This window comes from Motilimonas cestriensis (assembly GCF_021295315.1).
Lineage (GTDB): Bacteria > Pseudomonadota > Gammaproteobacteria > Enterobacterales > CBDFNC01 > Motilimonas > Motilimonas cestriensis.
The window spans coordinates 87192-112913 of record NZ_JAIMJA010000006.1 but is presented as its reverse complement, the minus strand read 5'-3'; the positions used below and the strand labels follow the sequence as shown (position 1 = coordinate 112913).

At 44.3% G+C, this 25722-nt stretch carries 22 protein-coding genes; 14 read left to right on the top strand and 8 right to left on the bottom strand.

The features are described 5' to 3' along the window. Positions 1–61: 61 nt before the first annotated feature. The 3 genes from acs to K6Y31_RS07650 all read left to right on the top strand — a co-directional run bounded on the left by acs (position 62) and on the right by K6Y31_RS07650 (position 4718). Positions 62–2011, top strand: a complete 1950-nt coding sequence (gene acs / locus K6Y31_RS07660; RefSeq protein WP_233052215.1) for an acetate--CoA ligase — start codon at positions 62–64, stop codon at positions 2009–2011. A 242-nt stretch (positions 2012–2253) separates the two neighbouring features. Next, entirely contained in the window at positions 2254–2706 is a 453-nt protein-coding gene (gene aroQ / locus K6Y31_RS07655) for a type II 3-dehydroquinate dehydratase (protein ID WP_233052214.1), read from the top strand. A 194-nt stretch (positions 2707–2900) separates the two neighbouring features. Then, the gene (locus K6Y31_RS07650) at positions 2901–4718 is read left to right on the top strand and encodes an ATP-binding response regulator (protein WP_233052213.1); all 1818 of its coding nucleotides are present in this window, start codon (positions 2901–2903) and stop codon (positions 4716–4718) included. On the opposite strand, the gene K6Y31_RS07645 is transcribed toward K6Y31_RS07650, so the two are convergent. Next, entirely contained in the window at positions 4689–5327 is a 639-nt protein-coding gene (locus tag K6Y31_RS07645) for a response regulator transcription factor (RefSeq protein WP_233052212.1), read from the bottom strand. The two genes, K6Y31_RS07650 and K6Y31_RS07645, sit on opposite strands and share 30 nt — an antisense overlap. 320 nt (positions 5328–5647) lie before the next feature. On the opposite strand from K6Y31_RS07645, the gene K6Y31_RS07640 reads away from it, so the two are divergent. From K6Y31_RS07640 to fis, 4 genes are all read left to right on the top strand, one after another. After that, complete coding sequence (locus K6Y31_RS07640) at positions 5648–6070, top strand: hypothetical protein (protein ID WP_233052211.1); 423 nt, start codon at positions 5648–5650, stop codon at positions 6068–6070. A gap of 256 nt (positions 6071–6326) precedes the next feature. Further along, complete coding sequence (gene prmA, locus K6Y31_RS07635) at positions 6327–7208, top strand: 50S ribosomal protein L11 methyltransferase (RefSeq protein WP_233052210.1); 882 nt, start codon at positions 6327–6329, stop codon at positions 7206–7208. Positions 7209–7386: 178 nt separating this feature from the next. Next, positions 7387–8346, top strand: coding sequence for a tRNA dihydrouridine synthase DusB (dusB, locus tag K6Y31_RS07630; protein WP_233052209.1), 960 nt, complete (start codon positions 7387–7389; stop codon positions 8344–8346). A gap of 26 nt (positions 8347–8372) precedes the next feature. Continuing rightward, complete coding sequence (fis, locus tag K6Y31_RS07625) at positions 8373–8672, top strand: DNA-binding transcriptional regulator Fis (RefSeq protein WP_232799810.1); 300 nt, start codon at positions 8373–8375, stop codon at positions 8670–8672. A gap of 109 nt (positions 8673–8781) precedes the next feature. Here the strand turns inward: fis and arfA are convergent, their stop codons facing one another. From arfA to zntR, 4 genes are all read right to left on the bottom strand, one after another. Beyond that, positions 8782–9012: an alternative ribosome rescue factor ArfA gene (gene arfA, locus K6Y31_RS07620; protein WP_233052208.1), complete on the bottom strand. Its 231-nt coding sequence runs from the start codon at positions 9010–9012 to the stop codon at positions 8782–8784. 87 nt (positions 9013–9099) lie between these two features. After that, complete coding sequence (locus tag K6Y31_RS07615; RefSeq protein WP_233052207.1) at positions 9100–10098, bottom strand: DUF6929 family protein; 999 nt, start codon at positions 10096–10098, stop codon at positions 9100–9102. A gap of 207 nt (positions 10099–10305) precedes the next feature. Further along, positions 10306–11571 carry an SO_0444 family Cu/Zn efflux transporter gene (locus K6Y31_RS07610; protein ID WP_233052206.1) on the bottom strand — a complete coding sequence of 422 codons (1266 nt, stop codon included), beginning with the start codon at positions 11569–11571 and terminating at the stop codon, positions 10306–10308. Further along, positions 11565–11984: a Zn(2+)-responsive transcriptional regulator gene (gene zntR, locus K6Y31_RS07605; protein ID WP_233052205.1), complete on the bottom strand. Its 420-nt coding sequence runs from the start codon at positions 11982–11984 to the stop codon at positions 11565–11567. Before zntR ends, K6Y31_RS07610 begins: the two co-directional genes overlap by 7 nt. A gap of 300 nt (positions 11985–12284) precedes the next feature. Between zntR and purH the strand changes: the two genes are divergently transcribed. After that, positions 12285–13877 carry a bifunctional phosphoribosylaminoimidazolecarboxamide formyltransferase/IMP cyclohydrolase gene (gene purH / locus K6Y31_RS07600; protein ID WP_233052204.1) on the top strand — a complete coding sequence of 531 codons (1593 nt, stop codon included), beginning with the start codon at positions 12285–12287 and terminating at the stop codon, positions 13875–13877. Between the two features lie 114 nt (positions 13878–13991). Further along, on the top strand, positions 13992–15284 hold the full coding sequence (gene purD / locus K6Y31_RS07595; RefSeq protein WP_233052203.1) for a phosphoribosylamine--glycine ligase: 1293 nt from the start codon (positions 13992–13994) through the stop codon (positions 15282–15284). A gap of 462 nt (positions 15285–15746) precedes the next feature. Here the strand turns inward: purD and hupA are convergent, their stop codons facing one another. Beyond that, on the bottom strand, positions 15747–16022 hold the full coding sequence (gene hupA, locus K6Y31_RS07590; protein ID WP_119910462.1) for a nucleoid-associated protein HU-alpha: 276 nt from the start codon (positions 16020–16022) through the stop codon (positions 15747–15749). A 362-nt stretch (positions 16023–16384) separates the two neighbouring features. Here hupA and K6Y31_RS07585 point away from each other — a divergent pair, with 362 nt between their 5' ends. Beyond that, positions 16385–17443 carry a CNNM domain-containing protein gene (locus K6Y31_RS07585; protein ID WP_427901895.1) on the top strand — a complete coding sequence of 353 codons (1059 nt, stop codon included), beginning with the start codon at positions 16385–16387 and terminating at the stop codon, positions 17441–17443. A gap of 46 nt (positions 17444–17489) precedes the next feature. Here the strand turns inward: K6Y31_RS07585 and K6Y31_RS07580 are convergent, their stop codons facing one another. Further along, a complete protein-coding gene (locus tag K6Y31_RS07580; protein WP_233052201.1) occupies positions 17490–18071 on the bottom strand; it encodes a YjaG family protein in 582 nt (193 codons plus the stop codon). A gap of 31 nt (positions 18072–18102) precedes the next feature. On the opposite strand from K6Y31_RS07580, the gene K6Y31_RS07575 reads away from it, so the two are divergent. The 4 genes from K6Y31_RS07575 to K6Y31_RS22305 all read left to right on the top strand — a co-directional run bounded on the left by K6Y31_RS07575 (position 18103) and on the right by K6Y31_RS22305 (position 25014). Beyond that, positions 18103–19044 (top strand): D-2-hydroxyacid dehydrogenase, encoded by a 942-nt coding sequence (locus K6Y31_RS07575; RefSeq protein WP_233052200.1) that lies wholly within the window; start codon positions 18103–18105, stop codon positions 19042–19044. A 286-nt stretch (positions 19045–19330) separates the two neighbouring features. Further along, entirely contained in the window at positions 19331–21706 is a 2376-nt protein-coding gene (locus K6Y31_RS22310) for a glycosyl hydrolase family 18 protein (RefSeq protein WP_282560157.1), read from the top strand. A gap of 492 nt (positions 21707–22198) precedes the next feature. Then, entirely contained in the window at positions 22199–24574 is a 2376-nt protein-coding gene (locus tag K6Y31_RS07560) for a glycosyl hydrolase family 18 protein (protein WP_233052199.1), read from the top strand. Between the two features lie 317 nt (positions 24575–24891). Further along, positions 24892–25014: a hypothetical protein gene (locus K6Y31_RS22305; RefSeq protein ID WP_282560156.1), complete on the top strand. Its 123-nt coding sequence runs from the start codon at positions 24892–24894 to the stop codon at positions 25012–25014. Positions 25015–25150: 136 nt separating this feature from the next. Here K6Y31_RS22305 and K6Y31_RS07555 read toward each other — a convergent pair whose 3' ends face one another. Next, a complete protein-coding gene (locus K6Y31_RS07555; RefSeq protein WP_233052198.1) occupies positions 25151–25663 on the bottom strand; it encodes a GNAT family N-acetyltransferase in 513 nt (170 codons plus the stop codon). Positions 25664–25722 lie beyond the last annotated feature (59 nt).

The window sequence follows — 25722 nt, the reverse complement described above, 5'->3', positions numbered from 1 at the left end:
TAGCGCCAGCCTGTAGCAGTGGCATAGCAAAACTGATAGTGATTCCCTTCAAGGAGTGAGAATGAGTGATATAAAGGTTTATCCAGTACAAGAAAACATCGCTAAAAATGCATTAATTGACGATGCAGGTTATCAAAAGATGTATCAGCAATCCGTTGTTAATCCAGAAGGCTTCTGGCGTGAACAAGGTCAAATTGTTGATTGGATCACCCCTTATACCAAGGTTAAAAATACTTCTTACGACCCAGGCCATGTCAACATCAAGTGGTTTGAAGATGGTGAGCTGAATGTTTCAGCTAACTGTATTGACCGTCACTTAGCAACACGTGGTGACGATATTGCCATTATTTGGGAAGGCGATAACCCAGCCGAAGACAAAAAATTAACCTTCAAAGAGCTACACAAAGAAGTCTGCCAATTTGCTAACGCTTTAAAAGCGCAAGGCGTGAAAAAAGGCGACGTGGTGTGTTTATACATGCCGATGGTGCCTGAAGCAGCTATTGCGATGTTAGCTTGTACTCGTATCGGCGCAGTTCACTCTATTGTATTTGGTGGTTTCTCACCGGATGCACTGGCAGGTCGTATTGTTGACTCTAACTCTAAGATCGTCATTACTTCTGATGAAGGTCTACGTGGCGGCCGTGCGGTGCCACTGAAGAAAAACGTTGATGAAGCCCTCGCTAATCCAAACGTCACTTGTATTGAAAAAGTCATCGTACTTAAGCGCACCGGTGGCGATGTTGCATGGAATGATAGCCGCGATGTGTGGTGGCATGAAATTACTGAAAATCAGCCAGTAGAATGTGAGCCCGAAGCAATGAATGCGGAAGACCCGCTATTCATTCTTTACACTTCTGGCTCAACCGGTCAACCAAAGGGCGTATTGCACACTACAGGTGGTTATTTAGTGTATGCCGCCATGACCTTCAAATATATTTTTGATTACCAACCGGGTGATGTGTACTGGTGTACAGCCGATGTCGGTTGGATCACCGGTCACACTTATTTGGTTTACGGTCCATTGGCCAATGGCGCAACCACTATTTTATTTGAGGGTGTGCCAAACTATCCATCAACGGCTCGCATGAGTGAAGTGGTTGATAAACATCAAGTAACTATTCTTTACACTGCGCCAACAGCAATTCGCGCGTTAATGGCGAAAGGCGATGAAGCAACTGCAGGCACCAAGCGCACCTCGCTACGCGTGATGGGCTCTGTGGGTGAACCCATTAACCCAGAAGCATGGGAGTGGTACTACCGCGCGATTGGTAACGCAAGCTGTCCGATTATGGATACTTGGTGGCAAACAGAGACTGGCGGTATTTTAATTACACCACTGCCTGGTGCGACTGCACTTAAGCCAGGCTCAGCCACACGTCCGTTCTTTGGCGTACAACCTGCACTAGTGGATAACGAAGGCTTGATCTTAGATGGCGCTACCGAAGGTAACTTGGTGATGCTAGACAGCTGGCCGGGCCAAATGCGCACCGTTTATGGCGATCATGAACGCTTTGAGCAAACTTACTTCTCAACCTTTAAAGGCATGTACTTCACTGGCGATGGCGCACGCCGTGATGAAGACGGTTACTACTGGATCACTGGCCGTGTTGATGATGTATTAAACGTATCGGGTCACCGTATGGGTACCGCTGAGATTGAAAGTGCGCTGGTTGCTCATCCTTTGATAGCAGAAGCTGCGGTAGTGGGCGTACCACACGAAATTAAAGGCCAAGGCATCTACGCCTACGTCACTCTAAATGCAGGCGAAGAGCCAACCCCTGAGCTACACGCTGAAGTGAAGCAATGGGTGCGTAAAGAGATAGGTCCAATCGCCACGCCTGATGTTCTACATTGGGCAGAAGCGCTACCAAAAACCCGTTCAGGCAAAATTATGCGTCGGATCTTACGTAAGATTGCAACGGGCGATACCGGTACATTAGGCGATACTTCGACACTTGCGGATCCTTCAGTGGTTGATAAACTGATTGAAGAAAAATCCAAGGTAGTATAAAAGGGTTATTGAAAGCATAAGAAAAAATTCCATTCTACACTCGCTTGCCGGCTTTTTAGCCGGCTTTTTTTTACCTAAAAAGTAGAGAAATCAGTGTAATCAACTGATTTAACTAGTGTTAACATCAAAACCTGACTGCTTTCAAGTTTTGTTTCATCAATTCAAACATGTCTTGATCTTTGTCTAATTGCCGCTTAATTTGGCAGAATATCTGCAAGGATCTTGTTAAGGGAAATGGATCAATGTCAAAAAATTGCAAAGTTTTATTATTAAACGGCCCCAACCTTAATTTGCTTGGAATGCGGGAACCTGAAATCTATGGTTCGCAGACACTCGCTGATGTGGTTGAAGATCTTACTCGCTTAGCTGAAACGTTCGAACTGGATCTCGATCACCTGCAATCGAACCGTGAATACGAGTTAATCGAAAAGATCCACCAAGCCATGGGCCAAGTTGACTACATTATTATCAACCCAGCCGCTTTTACTCACACTAGCGTTGCACTTCGCGATGCGTTATTAGGTGTTAATATTCCCTTCTTTGAAGTGCATATTTCTAACGTTCATGCCCGTGAAAGTTTTCGTCACCATTCCTACTTAAGCGATAAAGCAACTGGCGTGATTTGTGGTTTTGGTACTCAAGGGTATGAATTTGCTTTGAGAGCGGTTGCTAGCAAGTTAAAAAATGAAACATAAATAGTAAAACTACCCATATGGGTAGTTACATCAATATCAAAAAGTTGTCATTATTCATCTCGTGCTTACGGTCTACAGTTACACAACAGTGTGAGAGCGGTTGTGTAATCCGTTATTTACGCCATTGACACGAGAGAGCTAATTGGCGATTGCCCGACTATGTCGGGCTTTTTTTTTACTAGTAGCCTTATGATATGCTAACGCTTCCCAGTTTTTCAGAGCTCAAACTATTGATGTCTCAGCCGGCAAACCAAAGTGATCAGATCAGTGCTTTTAGCGGCTATTTTGTTGATAACGCAAAAGAAGCACAGGCACAAAAGCAACTTTGGACCAGTCAAGCCAAAGCCATTCGTGTTCCCCTTATTATTTTTAGTATTCTCATTGTCTGCGCTAGCTATCTTGATTATGTGCAATACCAGTTTGAGTCACACTTCTTTGTCTTTTTAAGTTTGCGCTTACTGTTAGCTGGATTAGCGGGCAGTATTTATTGGCAATCGACCAAAACCAACAAGCCGCGCCACTTTAATGCTCTAGTAGGCGTGTTTCAGTTTTACATACTGTGTTTCTTCTTTGCGATTTTTTATGACCGCTGGTTTCTCAATCCCTTACCCAGTATTTCGGAAACCTTTTATACGGTTTTATTCATCAGTTATCCCCTACTGGCCTGTTATGTCTTTCCAACTCGTTTGTGGGTTTCTCTGTGGCATAGTTTGTTGGCCGTGATGATGTACATCTTCATTATCGATATCATTCCTGAGACTAAGCTTGAATACCACATTACTGAACTGATCACCTGTCTATTCTTTGTATATTATTCGTACCACTTAATGCGTACGCGCCACCGCGATCAACGACAATTGCTGCTCTATGAGGCGCAACAACAAAGCGCCTTATCACTCGCAATAAAAGCTAGCCAAGATAAATCACGCTTTATCGCCGCAACCAGCCACGATTTACGCCAACCGCTACACAGCCTGAATATTTACAATGAGCTGTTAATGCAACAACTAAAAGGCACCCCTAGCGTCAGCTTGCTCGAAAAGTCGCGCCTTGCCATCGACTCTCTAAGCCAATATTTTGAATCTCTTATCGACATTTCACGACTGGATGCCGGTAATGCACTCTCACAAAAAGTCCATTTTCAGTTACAAGATGTACTCAAAAGCGTGGTTGACGAGCAACAAGCTCTCGCCAAAAAAAACCAAATACAATTAGTACTCGTCAACACCAGCTTCATTGCCTACAGCGACCCTAATCTCGTTAAAAAAGTACTGGAACAACTTGTAAAAAATGCGCTGATACACAGCAGGAGTAAAAAAGTACTAATAGGCGTTCGCCACCATGGAGACAAAGGGCAAGTGCAGGTATTGGATCAAGGCAAAGGCATACCGGTCGATCAAATTGATACTATCTTTGATGAGTTTAAGCAGATCAATAATCCTGAACGCAATCGCAACAAGGGCTTAGGTCTTGGCTTAGCCCTCGCCAAAAAGTTAAGTAATTTATTAACATTAAACTTAACCGTTACGTCAAAACCTGAACATTCGTGTGTTTTTAGTTTTGAGTTAACCAAAGGCGACGCCAACAAGCGGGTTCCGTTACAAGGGAGCGAAGGCGAAAATTTGGAGCAAACCAACCAAGCGGTGTTGCTCATTGACGATGATGAAATGGTCTTAGAAGCCATGACAGCCATGTTAGAGAGCTGGGGCTATCACGTGCTCCAAGCGGCTAACAGTAACCAAGCGATGACACTTGCCAAACAACAAACCGTGCAGCTAGTGATCACCGACTATAACCTACCCGGCGCGTACAACGGGCCAGCTTTACTCAGCAAACTCAACCAGCAATATCAGGCTACTTTGCCGGCTATTATCTTAACGGGTGATATTAGCTTAACGCCTTGCCACTCCATCCAGCAGCATGGCTATTTATTACTGCATAAACCGGTGAAAGGCGCGCAGCTAAGAATGGCAATGAGAAAGTTATGCCCGCCTTTGCGGCAACAAACCTAACTCATTGGCACGAGTAACTGACTCAGTGCGGTTAGATACGCCCAATATCTTAAACAACCCGCGTAAATGAAACTTCACGGTGTCTTCTGAAATATTCAAAATATCCGCCACTTTTTTATTGGGATAGCCCTTCGCGAGCAACTTAAGCACATCTAACTGGCGCGGTGATAAAGTGCATTCGGGTACCTGTGCTAAGGCTTGCTTATGTTGCTTAATGCCTAATGCAATGGAGTCTGGGACATGAATATGGCCATCGATAATAGAGTCAATGGCGCGCACTAAGGCGTCAGGCGGGTACGATTTAGGAATAAAGCCCATAGCGCCAGCATCAAGGGCATCAGATATTTGCGCAATATCTTCAGAGGCCGACACCACCGCGATAGGGAACAATAGATCACGCGCCGCTAAGGCGTGGATCATGCTAAACCCGTCCATCTCAGGCATCGACAGATCCATTAAAATAAGATCGGGCGCAACCTCAGACAACGCCTCTAATGCTGAGACTGCACTTTCAAAAATAACGACCTCTGCCCCGGTATTTTTTAAAATCAGCTCCATACCGTGTAAAAATAAATGATGATCATCTATCACTGCGATTTTAATATTCATATTTCTCTCACTACAGCCAACGCTCATCATATCCGTTTATCTTTATAGAATCATAATGATATGAGGACGCAATAATATAACCTGATACCTAGTCGTGTATTTACGGAACAAATCTTGGCTAGATCACATTTTTGGTACTAAAATTAGCATTACATGCAACATTTTTTTAACAAGTTAAGTCATTTTTGTGAGCAAGCACAATGGATGCCTTTGTCTAATGCATCGGACTTACCTCTCCAAGTAACAAGCAATAAAGCTGTTATGTGTTAACAAAAGTAGCATTTTAACAAAGGGTTCAACATCAATCTGGAGAAAGTCTTATGCTTAGCAAGGTGACTTACGAAGTACTCCCTAGCACCTACCTACTGACAGGTATTGGTAGTATCTCGATGCTCGAACCCTACTACGGCATTATTGCTGGTTTCATCTTATATTCTCTCGGCGCCCTTATTTGGGTAATGCGATCCAACTACCGCAGAAAAGATGAACACCGCAAACCATCGCGGTCATACTTCATTTGGCCTGAGTGGCTGTACGAATTCACCCCTTTCATACTGATAGGTGCTGCTGCTTGGTTATTACAAAGTGCCCACCAAACAGGCATTATGATAGCGGCAACATTAATCTTGCTTTACGCATTACACAAACTGTATCAGCGCTATCAGCACCGCCAGCACGAATGGCAAGAGCTCAGTATTTATGCGCCCACACGACGCTCATCGAACCGCAAAATTGATCAATAGCATAAACCCATAGTGCGTAAAAATGGGTCATTTTTTACGCCTATACCACAATATTCGCTTAAGCCGTTGCCGATACAAGATGTAGTATGCCCTAACAACTTCATGGAGCGCGTTCGCTTAGCATGTCTTTGACATGACATCCACAAGCCCCCAATTTCTTTGCGCTAGTAGTAGCCAGTGTTACCATTAGCGGCAAAGGATGATTACCCCCGAAAGTATTCATCAGTGTCTATATGTCAAACAATGAGAGACCGCGATGCCTTGGATCCAACTAAAACTTAACGCTACCTCAGAAACTGCTGAGCCTATTAGCGAACTGCTGCAAGATTCTGGCGCATTAGCCGTCACGTTTTTAGATGCCCATGACACCCCTATTTTTGAGCCATTACCGGGCGAAACCCGTCTTTGGGGTAATACCGATATCGTCGCTTTATATGAAGCCGACCAAGACTTATTTCCCATCGTGGAAGCATTAAAGTTACACCCTATTATGACCCCCGACTTTGCTTGGAAGGTTGAGCAACTTGAAGATAAAGACTGGGAGCGCGAATGGATGGATAACTTCCATCCAATGAAATTTGGCAAGCGATTATGGATTTGTCCAAGTTGGCGTGACGTGCCAGACGAAAGCGCGGTAAACGTAATGCTTGATCCCGGCCTTGCCTTTGGCACGGGCACTCACCCCACCACACACTTATGCCTTGAGTGGCTAGAAAGCTTAGATTTAGCTGGTAAAACAGTGATCGACTTTGGCTGTGGCTCAGGTATTTTAGCCATTGCCGCCTTAAAACTTGGCGCCGCCAAAGTCATTGGTATCGATATTGACCCTCAAGCCATTACCGCTAGCCTAGATAATGCGAGTCGAAATAACGTGGCCGATAAAATAGAGCTATACCTAGCCAAAGACCAACCTGAAGGGTTATTAGCAGATGTGGTGGTTGCCAATATTCTCGCAGGTCCACTTCGTGAATTATTCCAACCGATTAGCGCGTTAGTCAAACCGCAAGGGTTATTAGGTTTATCAGGCATTTTAGAGCAACAAGCGGACGAACTTAACGCCGTTTACCAAGCACAATTCAATATGGATAATCCGACTATAAAAGATGAATGGGCTCGTTTATCTGGTCAAAAAGCCTAATATCAAAACGACACTCCTTGCTGGCTCTACCGCCAAGGAGTGTGATCCAAAGCAGCTCAAACACTAAATACAGGCCGTTTTGCAAGTATTTTTTTTACAAAATGTCTATTTATTAACCTTTCCTCCGGCGCCAAAAATGCGTACACTACGCCGCCCATGTGAGAGGTAAGTGCGTTTCATGCGGATTGCAGATTATAAATTAGACAACCCAGTTATTTTAGCACCTATGGCAGGTATTACCGATCGGCCATTTCGTCAGCTGTGTAGAAAATATGGCGCCGCCTTGGCAGTGTCAGAAATGTTGTCCAGTAATCCATTAGTCTGGTCTACCGAGAAATCGAAAAACCGGATGGATCATGAAAATGAAACGGGCATACGCTCTGTACAAATTGCCGGTTCAGATCCTGAGTTGATGGCCGCAGCAGCACGTGAAAACGTAATGCGTGGCGCGCAAATTATTGACATCAACATGGGCTGTCCAGCAAAAAAAGTAAATAAAAAGTTAGCCGGCTCTGCACTGATGCGCGAGCCCGATTTAGTAAAAGCCATATTAGAAAGTGTGGTGGATGCGGTTGATGTACCGGTCACGTTGAAAATACGCACCGGCTGGGATCCCGAGAATCGTAACGGCATTGAAATAGCTCAGCTAGCGCAAGCTGCAGGCATTCAATCATTAGCGGTTCATGGTCGAACTCGCCAGTGTATGTATAAAGGCAACGCCGAGTACAGCACCATAAAAGCGATCAAGCAAAGTGTAAGCTTGCCTGTGGTGGCTAATGGGGATATTACCTGCCCTAGAAAAGCGAAAGAAGTACTGGCTTATACTGGTGCCGATGCCGTAATGATAGGACGGGGAGCACAAGGACGACCTTGGATTTTCCGAGAAATAGCCCATTTTTTAAGTACTGGAGAATTTCTTGCCCCGCCAAGTCGGGACGAAATTGCCGAGAACTTATTAGATCATGTTGCACAATTACATGATTTTTATGGGGAGTACACAGGTACCCGTATCGCTCGCAAGCATGTGGGCTGGTATCTAAAAGAGCAACCGAATACTGAAGATTTTCGTAAAAATTTTAATACCTTAGAGTCTGCTTCGATACAGCTTAAGGTATTAGAAGATTTTTTCATGCATTAAACTAAACAAAGAAGAGCTGATATCTTATGTTCGAACAAAACATTTCTTCTGAAGCGCTAACCACTACTACCAGTGTTCCAGCGACAGGCCAGACGACTCAACGCCCACTTCGTGACTCTGTGCAACAGGCTATCACGAACTATTTTGCCCAGTTAAACGGTCAAGATGTAACTGAATTGTATGACCTGGTACTTTCTGAAGTAGAAGCGCCATTATTAGATGTAATCATGCAGTACACTCGTGGTAACCAAACACGCGCAGCAAACATGATGGGCATAAACCGTGGCACACTTCGCAAGAAGTTGAAGAAATACGGCATGAACTAATCAAACAAGCTTAATTGCTTGTAATAAAAAGGGTTTAGCTATTATGGCTAAACCCTTTTTTGTTAGCTGATTGTGTCTAAACAATAAAACCTAGGCTAAAACTAACGGGCTATGCTGCCATTAACTTTAGGCTAGGCTCCATGCCCTTACCAAACTTCCCCTTGCGCTGGTAGCTTCCCTTGCCTTTTTTCGCTTTTTCAATACGCTGCTTAAACAATGGGGTATGTAATACCGCCTTTACTGCACTTTCACCTATGGTACCTTTGTTAAGCAAAAAGTCTGTTTGACCTTGCCCTTGAGGTATTACAGTAACTGCCTTACTTTTATTTTTTTTCATCATTTTCACCTATAAAAAACCGTGCTAGCCCTCTAGCACGGCATATTATTGAACCTAATTCGATCACTACGCAATAGAAATTGACTGATTCTATTGATTTCTTTTCAGGTTGAATTGGAAGAATTCACTGGTGCCGTCATCGTTATCGCACACTAATGCACCTTTAATGAAATTCTCGTTTTCTTCTGTAATCATTAAAGACTCTGCTTTCGCCAACAACGCTTTGCCATCTTTTTGCATAATAGCGGAGTAGAATGTCAGATCGATGTCATTTTCCGTGGCAAACTTCACCATCGGCAGCACACCAACAAAACTCCCTAAGATATAGCCTTTCTTATTAATGTTACTAGCCGCTTCAATCGATGCGGTAAATACTAAGCTATCTAGCTTTTCTGAATAAGTCGCACCCGATAAGCCCGCTTCAAAACCGTGCATTTTAGGTAGAATCACCTTTTTAACCACTAAGTGCTCAACCTGCTCTCGTTCACCCAACATATACTCAAGCAACTCAGCCGTTTTCACTTCAAAAATCAAGTTATCACCAAAGTTACCCCGATTAAGAATGTAAGTGTGGTCATTAGCAACCGCTAAGCCTTCAATATTAAACGCTTGTTTTTCAGTAAAGTTACCTGCTTTATGCAGCTGACTATAAAGAGGACTTAATGAACGCTCAATGACTTTTGAATGATCTTGGCTAACCAAGTAGCCCCATTCACGCACCATAGGTTTAGAGCCAGAGCCTAAAATTAAGAAGGCTTTGCCTGCTTCAAAGGGCACTAGCGTCATCGACTCATAGTCGGGTTTAATATTACTTTCTAGGGTGCCATTTTCATTTAAGCTTTCAGCTGGAAACTGTTTAATCGTCGTTAAAGAGTCAAGGTTAAATGCTTTATCAAGTTTGTATAGAAAAGGAGACATATCACTAACAACAAAAATATCATCGCCCATCCCCACTAGTGAGGAAGCCGCCGGGACTTTTTCACTGTGTACGGCATCACCTAATTCAAGCACATATTTATGTCCAGTGCGCGCTTGGGCTTGCCCCATCACTGATGCCAGTAATAGCACCATGACTACTTTATTTAACATCCTCGCTCCCGCAATATTTATCGTTATAAATAATGTATTAAAAAATACGCTCAAACTTTACAAGTTATTGCCTAGTAAATCTATTGTTCGGCAAGTAAAGCCAAAATAATACCGCCAAGCAACTCCAGAAAGCGAGATCCGGATGCGAAAACAAGAACTACTGCGAAAAAACACGTACCGACACGACAATTAAAGGCCGAGGGTAAGCTAGCTAAATAAGCGCTGTTGCGCTTTTTGCCAAAACACCTTCGCCATTAAAGCCGCCAATAACACACTAGAACCAATAGTGAGCCAATTGGGTAGCAACGCATGATCCATCGCCGATAGCGGCGCCACCTGAAAGCCATACTCAGCAACCAAATAGTTAGTTAATGCGCCAAACACCAATGACATACCAATCACGCCAACCAAATAAGCGGCTAGTGCGCGATTACCAAGCTCTTTATATACAACGCCGAGTGTAGCCACGTTAGTCGCCGGCCCTGCCATCATAAATACCAGCACCGCACCTGGGCTGATCCCAGACATCAGTAACCCTGCCGCAATCGGCGTTGAAGCCGTGGCACAAATATACATAGGCACACTGATAAGCACCATGGCTAACATAGCCCAAATACTGTCCCCCCATTGCGCAAGAAAATCCGTTGCAACATAGGTTTTAACGAGCGCGGCAAAGAATAAGCCGATCAACAACCAAACACTGATGTCACGTACTAAGTCAGTGGCAGCAAACGTCACACCTGAGCTTAATTTAGATAATATGGATTTGTGCTTAACAACGGGTTCAGCGGTCGTGATTTTTTCGCTCTCACAACAGCTAGATAGCACAGAGTCAGAAGCTGATGACGCTTTTTCACCCGCGCAGCAACTCGATTTCACCGACTCTGTAGCAGCAGATGCTTTTTCACTAGCACAGCAGCTACTTGACTTCACCGACTCTGTAGCAACAGCTGCTTTTTCACTAGCACAGCAGCTACTTGACTTCACCGACTCTGTTACAACAGGTGCTTTTTCACTAGCACAACAGCTAGCATTTCCCGACTGATTAGCATGCTCTTTAGCTTTATGCTGCTCATATAATTGCTCTTCTTTACCCACTAGAAGGCCTGCCACTATGGCACTGACAATAGCAGCAATGGGGCGAATAATCGCCATAAAGGGACCTAATAATGCATACGACACCGATACTGAGTCCACACCCGTTTCAGGCGTGGCCACCAAAAAAGCGGTGGTGGCACTTTTTGAAGCTCCGTTTCTTCTCAAACCTAGGGCAGCAGGGATCACACCACAAGAGCACAAAGGCAAAGGCGCACCAATAAATGCCGCCTTAATCGTCGTTTTAAAACCTTTACCACCTAAATGCCGCGCCAAAAAGTCAGCGGGAATACACTCTTTAATCAAGCCCGCAATGAGTAAGCCCAGCATCATCCATGGTGCTGACTCCATAAATAGATCGATAAAATTGTTTAACATAACGCTTCCTTATCACTGGCATCTAATGCTTCTAAAATAGAGCAATGGCTGGCAGATTCTGAGCCACCACAACAAGAATCACTTAATTTTTGCAGTGACGAGCGGAAAATTTCTAACTCTTTAATTTTCGCTTCAACCTGTTGTAACTTCATGTCTGTTATTAACTTAGGCTCAGCACAACTATGCTCGGCACTTTCTAGTCGAATCGATAACAGCTCGGCAATTTCTTCTAATGAGAAGCCAACACTTTTTGCGCGTAAAATAAAATTCAACTTAGCTTCATCTGCTGCATTGTATAAACGATAGCCCGCTTCATTACGGGAACTGGGCACCAACAGTCCCGATTTTTCATAGAATCTTAAAGTGTCAGCCTTTAAGCCGCAGCGCGCAGCCATCACACCAATTCGATACATGACGCTTTCCTCGTTATTTAATGAATGCATCTATTCTAAAGCTTAGACCTAACTCCAAGGTCAAGGCGAATTTCAGCATAACCTTAAATAAACCCCTATCCAGATCACAACTTAGCCCCATATTGATGTTTTTTTATCCAGAAAAACGCCACTTATTCCATTTTTATTCCGTTTTTTCTGGTTAAAAGCAGGACAAATTAGGGTAGAATAGCCGCCAATTTTTACGTGCAAATAAAAACACCAATAGCACGATAAAAATTGTTTTACCCACCTTCAAATCAATAACGGGAAAAAGTAGAAATGGACATAGCTCGACCTATTAAACGTGCGCTAATCAGCGTATCTGACAAAACAGGTATTGTGGAATTTGCGCGTGAGTTAGCAGAAAAAGGCGTAGAAATTCTGTCTACCGGCGGCACGTTTAAGTTACTGGCTGACAACGGCATTAAAGTAATCGAAGCATCCGACTACACCGGTCACCCTGAAATAATGGATGGCCGCGTTAAGACACTGCATCCAAAAATTCACGGCGGCATTTTAGGCCGTCGTGGCACTGATGAAGGTGTAATGGCCGAAAACAACATTCAGCCAATCGATATGGTAGTAGTAAACCTCTACCCATTTGCAGCAACGGTGGCTAACCCAAACTGTAGCCTTGAAGATGCGATTGAAAACATCGACATCGGTGGCCCAACCATGGTTCGCTCAGCAGCGAAAAACCACAAGGACGTCACTATTGTGGTTAACGCCAGCGATTACGGCCGTGTATTAGCCGAACTCAACGACAACAACGGCAGCCTAACTTACCAAACCCGTTTTGACCTAGCCATTGCCGCGTTTGAGCACACAGCGCAATACGATGGCATGATCGCTAACTACTTCGGTACTAAAGTGCCAAGCTACGGCGAAAACAAAGAAGGCGATGAAGAATCTAAATTCCCACGTACCTTCAACCAACAGTTCCAAAAGAAACAAGACATGCGCTACGGCGAAAACAGCCATCAAGCTGCAGCCTTCTATGTTGAAAACGACATTGATGAAGCATCTGTTTCAACCGCTCGTCAAATCCAAGGTAAGGCTCTGTCTTACAACAACATCGCTGATACTGACGCAGCACTAGAATGTGTTAAAGAATTCAGTGAACCTGCTTGTGTTATCGTTAAACACGCTAACCCTTGTGGTGTAGCATTAGGCGACAATATTTTAGACGCTTACGACCGCGCTTACAAAACGGACCCAACCTCAGCGTTTGGCGGCATTATTGCCTTTAACCGTGAGCTAGATGCTGACACCGCAGAAGCAATTGTGTCTCGTCAATTTGTTGAAGTAATCATCGCACCGAAAATCAGCGCAGCCGCTGAGCAAATCGTCGCAGCGAAGAAAAACGTACGCTTATTAGAGTGTGGCGAGTGGAGCGATAAAACCAAAGGCTTTGACTTTAAACGCGTTAATGGCGGCTTGTTAGTACAAGATCGTGACCAAGGCATGGTGTCGTTAGACGACCTTAAAGTGGTCACTAAACGTCAACCTTCTGAGCAAGAGCTAAGCGATGCACTATTTTGCTGGAAAGTAGCAAAATACGTGAAATCAAATGCCATAGTTTACGCTAAAGACAAGTGGACTATCGGTGTTGGCGCAGGCCAAATGAGCCGCGTTTACAGCGCCAAAGTTGCAGGCATTAAAGCCGCTGACGAAAACCTAGAAGTGGCAGGTAGCGTTATGGCATCAGATGCATTCTTCCCATTCCGCGACGGCATCGACGCAGCAGCAGAGGCCGGCATCACTTGTGTGATCCAACCAGGTGGCTCGATGCGCGATGACGAAGTGATTGCAGCAGCCGACGAACACGGCATGTCAATGGTATTTACTGGCATGCGTCACTTCCGCCACTAATCCCAATTTTAAACGGCTAACTCAGGTTAGCCGTTTTTGTTTATTTTTCTTTAATTTCTCTGCTAATAAAAAGCGTCGTATTTATCTGCGAGTCTTTTTAATTAAGGATCAAACATGAAAGTATTAATCATTGGTAGCGGCGGCCGTGAACACGCCCTAGCCTGGAAAGCAGCGCAAAACCCAAATGTTGAAACAATCTTTGTTGCACCGGGTAATGCCGGCTCAGCCCTAGAAGCGAAAGTTGAAAACGTAGCTATCGGTGTTGAAGACATTGCCGCATTAGTTAAGTTTGCGCAAGACAACCAAGTAGAGCTGACCATTGTTGGCCCAGAAGCGCCATTAGTAATTGGTGTGGTTGATGCGTTTCGCACTGCTGGCCTTAAATGCTTTGGCCCAACGAAAGGCGCAGCGCAATTAGAAGGCTCTAAAGCGTTTACTAAAGACTTCCTTGCACGCCAAAATATTCCGACCGCTTGGTACCAAAACTTTACTGAGATTGAGCCAGCAGTGGCTTACATCAAAGAGAAAGGTGCGCCAATTGTGGTTAAAGCAGACGGCCTAGCAGCGGGTAAAGGCGTGATTGTCGCAATGACCGAGCAAGAAGCCATTGATGCGGTTAACGACATGCTAGCAGGTAACGCTTTTGGCGAAGCGGGTAGTCGCGTAGTCATCGAAGAATTCCTAGATGGTGAAGAAGCCTCTTTCATCGTAATGGTTGACGGTAAAAACGTACTACCTATGGCGACAAGCCAAGACCATAAACGTGTTGGCAATGGCGATACCGGTCCCAATACTGGCGGTATGGGCGCATATTCTCCAGCCCCTGTGGTCACACAAGAAATTCACGATCGCATCATGAACGAAGTGATCTACCCCACAGTGAACGGCATGGCGGCAGAAGGTAACACTTACACCGGTTTCCTTTATGCGGGTCTAATGATCATGGCCGACGGTACGCCGAAAGTGATTGAGTTTAACTGTCGCTTTGGTGACCCAGAAACACAACCTATCATGCTACGTATGCAATCTGACATCGTTGAACTATGTTTAGCAGCAGAAGCCGGAAAGCTAGATACTGTCACCGCTGAGTTTGACCCTCGCGCAGCAGTGGGTATTGTATTAGCCGCAGGCGGTTATCCAGGTGATTACGCTAAAGGCGATGTGATTTCTGGCATTCCAACTGTTGATGTTGAAGGCGAGAAAGTTTTCCATGCAGGTACGAGCTTGAAAGACGGTAACACGGTGACCAACGGTGGTCGTGTACTGTGTGCTACTGCATTAGGTAACACCGTGACAGAGGCGCAGCAACGTGCTTATGAGCTAACCAAGCAAGTCAGCTGGAAAGACTCGTTTTACCGTACAGACATTGCTTACCGCGCCATTGCACGTGAGCAAGCAGCTAAGTAGATCTTTCGCGATATAAATATCGCTCCTACGGGGGCCAACTCCTGACGTAGGAGCAGGACCTGCTCTGCGAATAATCGCAGCTTTCGCGATATAAATACGTTCCTACGGGGGCTAACTCCTGACGTAGGAGCGGAACTTGTTCTGCGAATAATCGCATCTTTCGCGATATAAATATCGCTCCTACGGGGGCTAACTCCTGACGTAGGAGCAGAACTTGTTCTGCGAATAATCGCAGCTTTCGCGATATAAATATCGTTCCTACGGGGGCTAACTCCTGACGTAGGAGCAGAACTCGTTCTGCGAATAATCGCAGCTTTCGCGATATAAATATCGTTCCTACGGGGGCTAACTCCTGACGTAGGAGCGGAACTTGTTCCGCGAATAATCAGTGATTTCAAATGCAGCAGACACAAAAAAGCCAGGCATCGCCTGGCTTTTTATTTATTCTTATTATTCAAAAAACTACGCTTTAACGGCGTCTTTTAGTGCTTTACCAGCAACAAACGCAGGGATGTTTGCTGCAGCAATTTGAATTTCAGCACCAGTTTGTGGATTACGGCCTGTACGCGCTGCGCGATGGTTCACTTTAAATGTACCAAAACCAATAAGCTGTACTGGCTCACCGTCTTTTAAGCTTTCGGTAATACCCGCTAAAACTTCTTCTAATGCAGCTTTAGCTTGTGCTTTAGAAAGATCGGCTTTTTCAGCGATGGCATCAACCAGTTGAGTTTTGTTCATGAGACTTCCTTTCCAAGGTCGTTGTGGACTTATTAGCGGGTTCAATGTATTCAAAAACCAGGCTATGCGCAAAGGGTTTATCCCTGAAAAACAGCTAACTGCCGACGCTTTAACCAACTTCTGCGTGTAAGCTCACAATTTAACCCCTTTATAACGCTAAACTTGGTCTAGCAGATTGAAAAACAATCGCAAAGATTGCGGATAAAACCAAGCAAAAGCAGGACAAACCTAATGTGTCCGCCAATAAACCGCTAACATCGCGGAACTAAACAGGCAAATTTTTAACAACAAAAAAGGTTTTCCTTCACCAAGAAATAGGTAAACTGAGGCTGTCTCGTTTATTTAATGATAAATACTTTGGAGTGCCATTGTTTCTTCTAATTTTCTTTTTAGTGCTGGCTGTCGGTGTCTCTTTCATCTGCTCAATTTTAGAGGCGGTGCTACTCAGCGTGACCCCAAGTTATGTTCGCGCGCAATCTGTATACCACCCAAGACGTGGTGCACAATTAGAGATGCTAAAACAAAAAATAGACCAACCTCTCGCCGCGATCCTCACCCTTAATACTATCGCCCACACTGTCGGCGCGGCAGGTGTTGGTGCACAAGCAGCGGTATTATTCAATAATCAATACATTGGCGTTACTTCGGCGGTACTCACCTTAATTATCTTGGTGTTTTCTGAAATATTGCCCAAAACCATCGGTGCAACCTACTGGCGCCAACTCGGTTTATTAATCGCACCTATTCTCATCGTTTTAATTTCACTGCTTAAGCCCTTTATTTGGTTGTCTGATATGATCACTAAGCTGATCGGCAAACAACATCATGGCCATGAGCACATTCGCGAAGAAATCGCAGCCATGGCGCATTTAGGCAGTGAAACGGGGCAACTGGCGGATAATGAAGGTAAAATCATTAATAGCTTACTCAGTACCCGAGATACTAAATTAAAGAATATTATGACCCCGCGAACAGTACTGTTCAGTGTCGATAAAAATATGACTGTGAATGAGTACTTAAGCTTACATGCCGATGCACCTTTTTCACGCATACTATTAAGTAGTAAAGAAAAAGATAACGTCATTGGCTTTGTCCACAAGCACGACATCTTGATGAATCAACAAGATGGTAATAACACTAAGCTAGGACAATTGTTGCAACCCCTTTACGTAGTGCCTGATACAGCTGCTATCCCTGCACTATTCCAAAGTTTGTTGGAAAAACGAAACCATATTTCACTCGTGGTTGATGAATACGGTGACGTACAAGGCATTGTTACCATGGAAGATTTGGTCGAAACCTTATTAGGAATAGAAATTGTCGATGAGCAGGATAAAATAGCGGATATGCAAAGATTGGCAAAAGCGCGCTGGATCCGTCATCAAAGAAACACCGACGGGATTATAGAAAAACCGGAATAAACCGCCGCACCAGTTTTGTGGCGCGGCCATACCGCGCCACAGTCGATCAATCTAAACTAATACCAATGTTACTAATACCTTCATTACGGCCAAACTTTCGCACTGCTTTTAATAGCTCAGGGCTACGCGTTTCATCGAGTAATTCAAGTAACTCGTTTTGAAAAGCCAATTCCTGCTGCATTAGCTCATCAGCAAAAATATCCTCATCCGTTAATTCCTCTTCGCTGGTTGCTTCGATAAAGCTAGCAACGGTAGCAATAGAGGTTTGGCTGGCGTTAATTGCTTCTTCAGCATCCTCTTGCTTAACCAGCATAGAGTTAAACGCACACGTCATCACTACGCAAGCATCCAGCGCGGGGTAGACGCCATACATGTCGTAATCTTCGATATTAGGAATGGCCGCTTCAAAATGCTCACTTTGAATTTCAAAGTTCACTTTGGCGCCCTTCACCGTAAGTTTTTCCCAAAATAAATCGAGCATTTTGCGGAAAGTTTTTTGCCCTTGAAACTCGGTGCCTTCGCAAAACAACACATAGTTGGGATACATACGCTCAGCTAAGGCAATACAAAATGAGACTTGTTGCCATGGAGCAAATTGATTAAGTTGCTTATTAATGTTTTTAACCACGGTTAGACCTGTTTAACGCTGGGGAAAGAAAATGACAAATACACTGCTTATTCTTAGTAAAGATGCCAAGGTTTATCAACAATTACTGAGTGGCAGGCTGCCGCCAGATATTCACGTTTTGGCGACTGATAATATAGAGTCTGTGATGGAGATGCAGCAACAAATTACATTAGCATTGGCAGAGCCTGCATTAATCGCTCCCGCGCTCACAAAACTCCCTCATTTAAAGTGGTTACAATCAACCTTTGCTGGGGTGGACGCTCTGCAAGATGACTCATTACCGCGTGATTATCTGTTAACGGGTGTGAAAGATATTTTTGGTCCATTGATCAGCGAATATGTGATGGGGCACTGGATCGCTTTGTTACGTCAATTTAACCTTTATCATACTCAGCAACGTCAGCAAATTTGGCAAGCTCATCCTTATACTAGCCTACAGAATAAAACCATGGTGATCACAGGCACCGGATCGATTGGTCGCCACCTTGCAAAAACAGCAAGTTGTTTTGGCGTTAAGGTACTGGGGGTGAATACCCTTGCCAAACAATGGAGTGAATTTGACCAATGCTACACTTTAGAACAACTTGATACAGTATTGGCACAAGGGGATATTGTTGTAAACGCCCTACCCGCTACCACAAAAACACAACAACTATTCAATTTAGACCGTTTCAAGCAAATGCCTAGTCACGCTATTTTTATTAATATTGGTAGAGGATCAGCGGTCAACGAAGTCGATTTAAATCAAGCGCTCGAACAAAACCTGATTGCTCATGCTGCCTGCGACGTGTTTACTATCGAGCCTTTACCTGTCGAGTCACCTCTGTGGCAAAACCCACACATGACTATTACTCCTCACCATGCGGCAGTGAGTTTCCCAAACCAAATTGCTGAGATATTTTTAGGCAACCTATCCTTATTTTTATCAAGTAAACCACTAAAATACTCCGTGGATTTAGTTAAGGGTTACTGAAAGGCTGACCAAAGAAATGACTAAACTCTCATTTATGATTATTAAATTTGGCGAATGAGACAGTTCAAGCTAAATTTACTGCTGCTCAATCTTTATGTGAGCAAAGTTATACACAAATAAGTGCGTTTTGATGGTCTGGAGACCTGTTGTAAAAACCACTGAAAAGCCAAGGATAGGCATACTTATTTCGTTACCATCAGGCCAAGCGGCCTAATGTTACGACCTGTCTACGTTATTCAGTCATCTTATCTGTGTTTTCTCGTGTCAAAGTCAAAGGAATCGACTCATGAAGAAATCAAATATGTTTGTTAAAAGCTCACTAGCTGTCGCGGTTGCGATGGGCATGAGCAGTGCCGCCATGGCGGCACCGGGTACTCCCATCGTACAATGGATGGAAGATAACTACTCCATCATTGAAGTTAACCAAGCCGCATCCGCTTATAAAGATCTGTTTGTAGTAAAAGATGCTGCAACTGTGCCTGTAACTTGGGATATGTGGTCTGGCGAGCCAGGCACCAAATGGCAAGTGCTACTAAATGGTGAAGTAGCACACGAAGCAACGATTGCAGCAACCCCAGTGCAAAAAGGCATTGTGGATTTACAAGTAAAAAAAGGCGGCCAATACGCCCTTACGGTAAAACTATGTGACGACACTGGCGCTTGTACTGAAAGTGCAGCCAAAAATATTGTGGTTGCAGATACCGATGGTAGCCACCTTGACCCACTGCCAATGAAAGTTAACCCAAACAACGGTAATTACACCACACCAGAAAATACGGTTGTCGGCACTTACTTTGTTGAATGGGGTGTGTATGGTCGTAAGTTCTCTGTAGACCAGATCCCAGCGCAAAACCTAACCCACATTATTTACGGCTTTGTGCCAATTTGTGGTCCAAACGAGTCATTAGGTGAAATTGAAAACGGTAACAGCTTAGCAGCGCTAGCCCGTGCTTGTGCCGGTACACCTGATTATGAAATGGTTATCCACGACCCGTGGGCCGCTATTCAAATGCCACAAGGCAGCGATATCCACTCAACGCCTTACAAAGGAACTTACGGTCAAATGATGGCGTTAAAACAACGCTACCCTGACTTAAAAATTCTGCCTTCTGTGGGTGGTTGGACCCTATCTGACCCATTCTACGATTTCGTAGACAAGTCTAAGCGTGACATCTTTGTTGCTTCTGCTAAGAAATTCCTACAAACATGGAAATTCTTCGACGGTATCGACATCGACTGGGAATACCCAGGTGGTCAAGGTGCACACCCAACCAAAGGTAATCCTGATCTAGATGGTCAAGCATACGCCGACTTAATGAAAGAGTTACGCGCTATGCTGGATGAATTATCAGCAGAAACCGGACGTGAATACCAACTAACCTCTGCTGTTGGTGTCGGTCATGACAAGATTGAAGACGTAAACTACATTGATGCCGTGCCTTACATGGACTACATCTTTGCCATGACTTACGACTACTACGGTGGCTGGAACAATGTTGTAGGCCATCAAACTGCACTTTACTGTGGCAGTCACATGAGTGCGGATGAGTGTGAAGGTAAAGGTTTAGATGCAGAAGGTAACCCTCGCAAGGGCCCAGCTTACACCTCTGCTAACGGGATTAACCTACTACTAGAAAAAGGCGTTCCAGCTAACAAATTGGTTGTTGGCGCAGCTATGTATGCGCGTGGTTGGACTGGCGTAACACAAGAGTCAATGACCGATCCTGGCAACCCAATGACAGGTGTGGGTAATGGTAAAGTAAAAGGCTCTTGGGAAGCGGGTGTTATCGATTATAAAGATGTCGTTCGCGATTACATCAATAACCCATCCGTGCAAAAATTCTACGATGAAGTGGCAGAAGCCCCTTATGCATGGAACCCTGCAACCGGTGATTTGATCACTTACGACAACCGCCGTTCAGTTTTAGCCAAAGGTGAATATGTTAAATCAAACGGTTTTGCTGGCTTGTTCTCATGGGAAATTGATGCCGATAACGGTGACATCCTAAATGCCATGCAAGAAGGCTTAGCGGGTCATGTTGTGGTAACACCAGTGCCAACTACAGAACCAACGGCTGAACCAACGGCTGAACCAACAGCTGAACCAACAGCTGAACCAACAGCTGAACCAACAGCTGAACCAACGGCTGAACCAACGGCTGAACCAACGGCTGAACCAACGGCTGAACCAACAGCTGAACCAACAGCTGAACCAACAACACCACCAACAGGTGCTTACGATTACGTTTACCCTGATGGACTAGGTAGCTACACCGCAGGAACAAAAGTATTGGCTAGCGACGGTGGCATTTACCAATGTAGCGTTGCGGGATGGTGTAACCTTGGTGGCGCTTACACTCCTGCAACAGGCTGGGCAGCAGATAATGCTTGGACTAAAGTGGGCTCAGGTACTGTACCTTCAGTAGAGCCAACTACTGAACCAAGTGTAGAGCCAACGGTTGCGCCTACAATAGAGCCAACAGTTGAACCAACGGTTGAACCAACCGCGCCACCAGCTGGTGACACCACTTGGGATAGCGCTAAAGTTTACAATGGCGGTGATCAAGTGCTGTTAAACGGCGTGAAGTACGAAGCCAAATGGTGGACACAAGGTGACAACCCAGCGCAATCTGGCGATTGGGGTGTATGGAAAAAGGTGTAATTGTTAACTCAATAGTTTAAAGCTCTTTTAACCAATGCGGGGAATGGATCACATTCCCCCTTTTTTATTTTCACAGTTTGATCCGGCTAACAATTATAGCAATAAACGAATCTTCTCGCTAAATAACACAAAAAACCTAAAATAAATATAAAAACAAAACATCTATCTAAAATAAACACTGTTAACATATTATTTACGACGATTTTTTGGCCATTTTTTTTATCTGTATCACGTTTAGCACTTTCACCATCTTGCCCTTAGCATCAGATACTCCTATATTGTCTTAAGTCTGAACAAGACTACACTTTTTGAAATGAATCAGTATGGCCAGGAGGCTACTTAAATTACTGATTTATATGTTGCCAAGGATAGGCGAGCTATTAGATACGGATATTGTCAGCATGCTGCCTACATCCCTCTCCTGCTTCCTATCTCTTGCATCAATTTCAAATTGACTCTGAATTCTCAATGACTAGTCAAAGGAATGGACTTATGAAGAGAAATATCTTAGCTGCATCTATTTTAGCTGCTATTAGCGGTAGCGTAATGGCTGCTCCAGCAGCACCAAGCATCGACATGTACGGTTCTAACAACCTACAATTTTCTAAAGTTGAACTAGCAATGGACACTACCGCAGGGTACAAGTCTATGGTTAAGTACAACGAAGAAGCGAAAATCGCAATCAAATTCAACCAGTGGTCTGGTACTCCTGGTGACACTTACAAAATTTATTTTGACGGTGTTGAAGTTGCAACTGGCCCAATCACTGGTAGCCAAACAACTGCAACTTTTGGTTACGCGAAAGGCGGTGTTTACGATGTAGTCATCGAAGCTTGTGACGCCACAGGTTGTACCCAAGGAGCAGCAGCAAAACTAACAGTTGCTGACACTGACGGTTCTCACCTAGCGCCACTGACAATGAACGTAGATCCTAACAACAAGTCTTACAATACTGATAAGAATACTGTTGTTGGTACTTACTTCGTTGAATGGGGTATCTACGACCGTAACTATACTGTTGATAACATCCCAGCTGACAACCTAACTCACATTCTTTACGGCTTCATTCCAATTTGTGGTCCTAACGAGTCTTTGAAATCGGTTGGCGGCAACAGCTTTAACGCACTTAAAACTGCTTGTGCTGGTGTACCAGATTACGAAGTAGTTATCCATGACCCTTGGGCAGCTTATCAAAAAAGTTTCAAACAAGCTGGTCATGACTTCAACACACCAATCAAAGGTAACTTCGCGATGATGATGGCGCTTAAACAGCGTAATCCTGATCTGAAGATCCTACCTTCTGTTGGCGGTTGGACACTATCTGACCCATTCTTTAGTTTCACTGATAAATCTAAGCGAGACATCTTTGTTGCATCTGTTAAAGAATTCCTAACAACTTGGAAATTCTTCGACGGTGTGGACATCGACTGGGAATTCCCTGGTGGCGGCGGTGAGAACGCAAACCTAGGTGACCCTGTTAAAGATGGTCCAGCTTACATTGCATTAATGCAAGAACTACGTGCAATGCTAGATGAGCTAGAAGCGCAAAATGGCAAGCCATACGAGCTAACTTCTGCAATCGGTGTTGGTTTCGACAAAATTGAAGACGTAGATTACGGCCAAGCAGTTCAATACATGGACTACATCTTCGCCATGACTTATGACTTCTACGGCGGCTGGAACAACGTACCTGGTCACCAAACTGCACTATACTGTGGTTCATTCATGGCGCCTGGCCAGTGTGACGGCACAGGTGTAGATGCTGAAGGCGTACCATTCAAAGGCCCAGCTTACACAACTGATAACGCGATCCAGTTACTATTAGCGCAAAACGTACCAGCTAACAAGCTAGTTGTTGGTGCTGCTATGTACGGTCGTGGTTGGGACGGCGTAATGCCATCTAGCCTAACCGATCCAAATGACCCAATGACAGGTACAGGTAACGGCAAGTTAACGGGCACTAAAGCTCAAGGCGTTTGGGAAGCTGGCGTAATCGACTACAAAGGTATTAAGCAATACATGCTTGGTGCTAACGAAACTGGCGTAAACGGTTTCGAATACGGCTACGATGAGCAAGCACAAGCACCTTACGTGTGGAACCGTTCAACTGGTAAACTAATCACGTTTGATGACCAACGCTCAACTAAAGCTAAAGGCGCTTACGTTCGTGACTTAGGCCTAGCCGGTCTGTTCTCATGGGAAATCGATGCGGATAACGGTGACATCCTAAATGCAATGCATGAAGGCCTAAACGGTTACGTTGTACCAACTCCAACTCCAACAGCTGAGCCAACTCCTGTACCAACAGCTGAGCCAACTCCTGTACCTACAGCCGAGCCAACTCCTGTACCTACAGCTGAGCCGACTCCTGTACCAACAGCCGAGCCAACTCCTGTACCTACAGCTGAGCCAACTCCTGTACCTACAGCTGAGCCAACTCCTGTACCTACAGCTGAGCCGACTCCTGTACCAGGTGGCGTAACAGTATGGGTTCCTGGCCAAACTACAGTTAAAAACGGCGACCTAGTAACATTCGGCGGCCTATGTTTTGAAGCTAAGAACAACCCAGGTTCATGGGAAACTCCAGCTGCAGGCGGTAACTGGTTCTGGACTGAAGTTCAATGTGAAGGCGGCGTAACACCTACTGTTGCACCTACAGCTGAGCCTACTGTTGCTCCAACTGTAGCACCTACTGTTGAGCCAACTGTTGAGCCTACTACTGAACCAGGTAACACAACTTGGAAAGCTGATGCAATCTACAACAAAGGCGATACTGTTATCGTTGATGGCGTAACTTACACAGCTAAGTGGTGGACAACAGGTGAAAACCCAACGACTACTGGTCCATGGGGTGTATGGGCTAAATAATAGCTAGTTAGATTTTCTAACTCACCTTAAGGGATGCTTCGGCATCCCTTTTTTGATCCTGAATACTTTTCATCTATTCACCATCTAATTGGCATCAAACTGTAACAAAATTACACTTATTACAAAAAATGCCGAATTTAAATTGATCGAAATCACATTAAAATGAGCCAAAGGATAAAGATCACATTTTTTCGTAATTATTTTACAGAAAAACATTGAAAAGTGTGATCTGACGCAGTATGATGAACGCGTTCCTTAAGAAAGGGATAAAAAAGAAAATCTTAGATAAACAACTTAAATCAAACAGAGGTAATATTATGTTATTAGGTAGCTCAGCATTAGACTTTACACGTGCCACGATTCAAGAACGCGAAGCGCAACGTAAAGCAGGTTTAAACTTAAACTTTTTCGCTAAAAAGAAAGAGAAAAAAGTTAAATAATTAACCTACCAATGCTTAACGCTAAGCATTAAAAAGCAGTAACTGTAATAAGAAAAAAGAAAGTAAGACATCCACAGAGAATAGCTCCAATCATGGAGCAAAATACATCTCGCCAATCATTCAAAAATTCAACAAGCTAAGCCTTTTTTTCCAAACTATAAACCAACACCGGCTTATCATAGAAGTGGGTTTCTCGCTCCAACTTAAAACCAGAACTTTCTGCCACCCGCTTAGACGCTTCATTATTATCAGCAATAAACGATATCAATCTATCCAGACCTAATTGATTAAATGCATAGTCTGTTGCGGCTCGCGCAGCCTCACTCGCTAACCCTTGCCCCCAGTAATCAGGTAGTAAACGATAGACCAACTCAATTTCATCTTTACCTTCAAGACGATGAAAAAAATGACCGCAAAAACCTATCACCCGCTCATCCTCTTTACTGTGCACCGCCCACAAACTAAACCCCTTACTAGTATAAGTATCAAGAATACTGTCAAGAAATGTATTGGCTTGTTTACGATTCAGCGGACCGCTAATGGAGAATTTCATGACTTGGCGATTTGACATAATTTCATAGATAACATCAACATCATCTGATTCAAAAAAACGCAGTATCAAGCGATCGGTTTCAGCAATAGTCGGCATACAATCTAGCTCCAAACATCGAGGGGAAGTTAATCATACCAATGGTTATCGCCATATTA

Excerpts from the sequence above, each read along its gene's own strand:
- purD (WP_233052203.1), top strand. The coding sequence starts at position 13,992 with ATGAAAGTATTAATCATTGGTAGCGGCGGCCGTGAACACGCCCTAGCC.
- K6Y31_RS07560 (WP_233052199.1), top strand. The coding sequence starts at position 22,199 with ATGAAGAGAAATATCTTAGCTGCATCTATTTTAGCTGCTATTAGCGGT.
- K6Y31_RS07650 (WP_233052213.1), top strand. The coding sequence starts at position 2,901 with ATGCTAACGCTTCCCAGTTTTTCAGAGCTCAAACTATTGATGTCTCAG.
- K6Y31_RS07555 (WP_233052198.1), bottom strand. The coding sequence starts at position 25,663 with ATGCCGACTATTGCTGAAACCGATCGCTTGATACTGCGTTTTTTTGAA.
- K6Y31_RS07640 (WP_233052211.1), top strand. The coding sequence starts at position 5,648 with ATGCTTAGCAAGGTGACTTACGAAGTACTCCCTAGCACCTACCTACTG.
- K6Y31_RS22310 (WP_282560157.1), top strand. The coding sequence starts at position 19,331 with ATGAAGAAATCAAATATGTTTGTTAAAAGCTCACTAGCTGTCGCGGTT.
- prmA (WP_233052210.1), top strand. The coding sequence starts at position 6,327 with ATGCCTTGGATCCAACTAAAACTTAACGCTACCTCAGAAACTGCTGAG.
- K6Y31_RS07610 (WP_233052206.1), bottom strand. The coding sequence starts at position 11,571 with ATGTTAAACAATTTTATCGATCTATTTATGGAGTCAGCACCATGGATG.
- arfA (WP_233052208.1), bottom strand. The coding sequence starts at position 9,012 with ATGATGAAAAAAAATAAAAGTAAGGCAGTTACTGTAATACCTCAAGGG.
- acs (WP_233052215.1), top strand. The coding sequence starts at position 62 with ATGAGTGATATAAAGGTTTATCCAGTACAAGAAAACATCGCTAAAAAT.
- dusB (WP_233052209.1), top strand. The coding sequence starts at position 7,387 with ATGCGGATTGCAGATTATAAATTAGACAACCCAGTTATTTTAGCACCT.
- aroQ (WP_233052214.1), top strand. The coding sequence starts at position 2,254 with ATGTCAAAAAATTGCAAAGTTTTATTATTAAACGGCCCCAACCTTAAT.
- hupA (WP_119910462.1), bottom strand. The coding sequence starts at position 16,022 with ATGAACAAAACTCAACTGGTTGATGCCATCGCTGAAAAAGCCGATCTT.
- fis (WP_232799810.1), top strand. The coding sequence starts at position 8,373 with ATGTTCGAACAAAACATTTCTTCTGAAGCGCTAACCACTACTACCAGT.
- K6Y31_RS07645 (WP_233052212.1), bottom strand. The coding sequence starts at position 5,327 with ATGAATATTAAAATCGCAGTGATAGATGATCATCATTTATTTTTACAC.
- purH (WP_233052204.1), top strand. The coding sequence starts at position 12,285 with ATGGACATAGCTCGACCTATTAAACGTGCGCTAATCAGCGTATCTGAC.
- zntR (WP_233052205.1), bottom strand. The coding sequence starts at position 11,984 with ATGTATCGAATTGGTGTGATGGCTGCGCGCTGCGGCTTAAAGGCTGAC.
- K6Y31_RS07575 (WP_233052200.1), top strand. The coding sequence starts at position 18,103 with ATGACAAATACACTGCTTATTCTTAGTAAAGATGCCAAGGTTTATCAA.
- K6Y31_RS22305 (WP_282560156.1), top strand. The coding sequence starts at position 24,892 with ATGTTATTAGGTAGCTCAGCATTAGACTTTACACGTGCCACGATTCAA.
- K6Y31_RS07615 (WP_233052207.1), bottom strand. The coding sequence starts at position 10,098 with ATGTTAAATAAAGTAGTCATGGTGCTATTACTGGCATCAGTGATGGGG.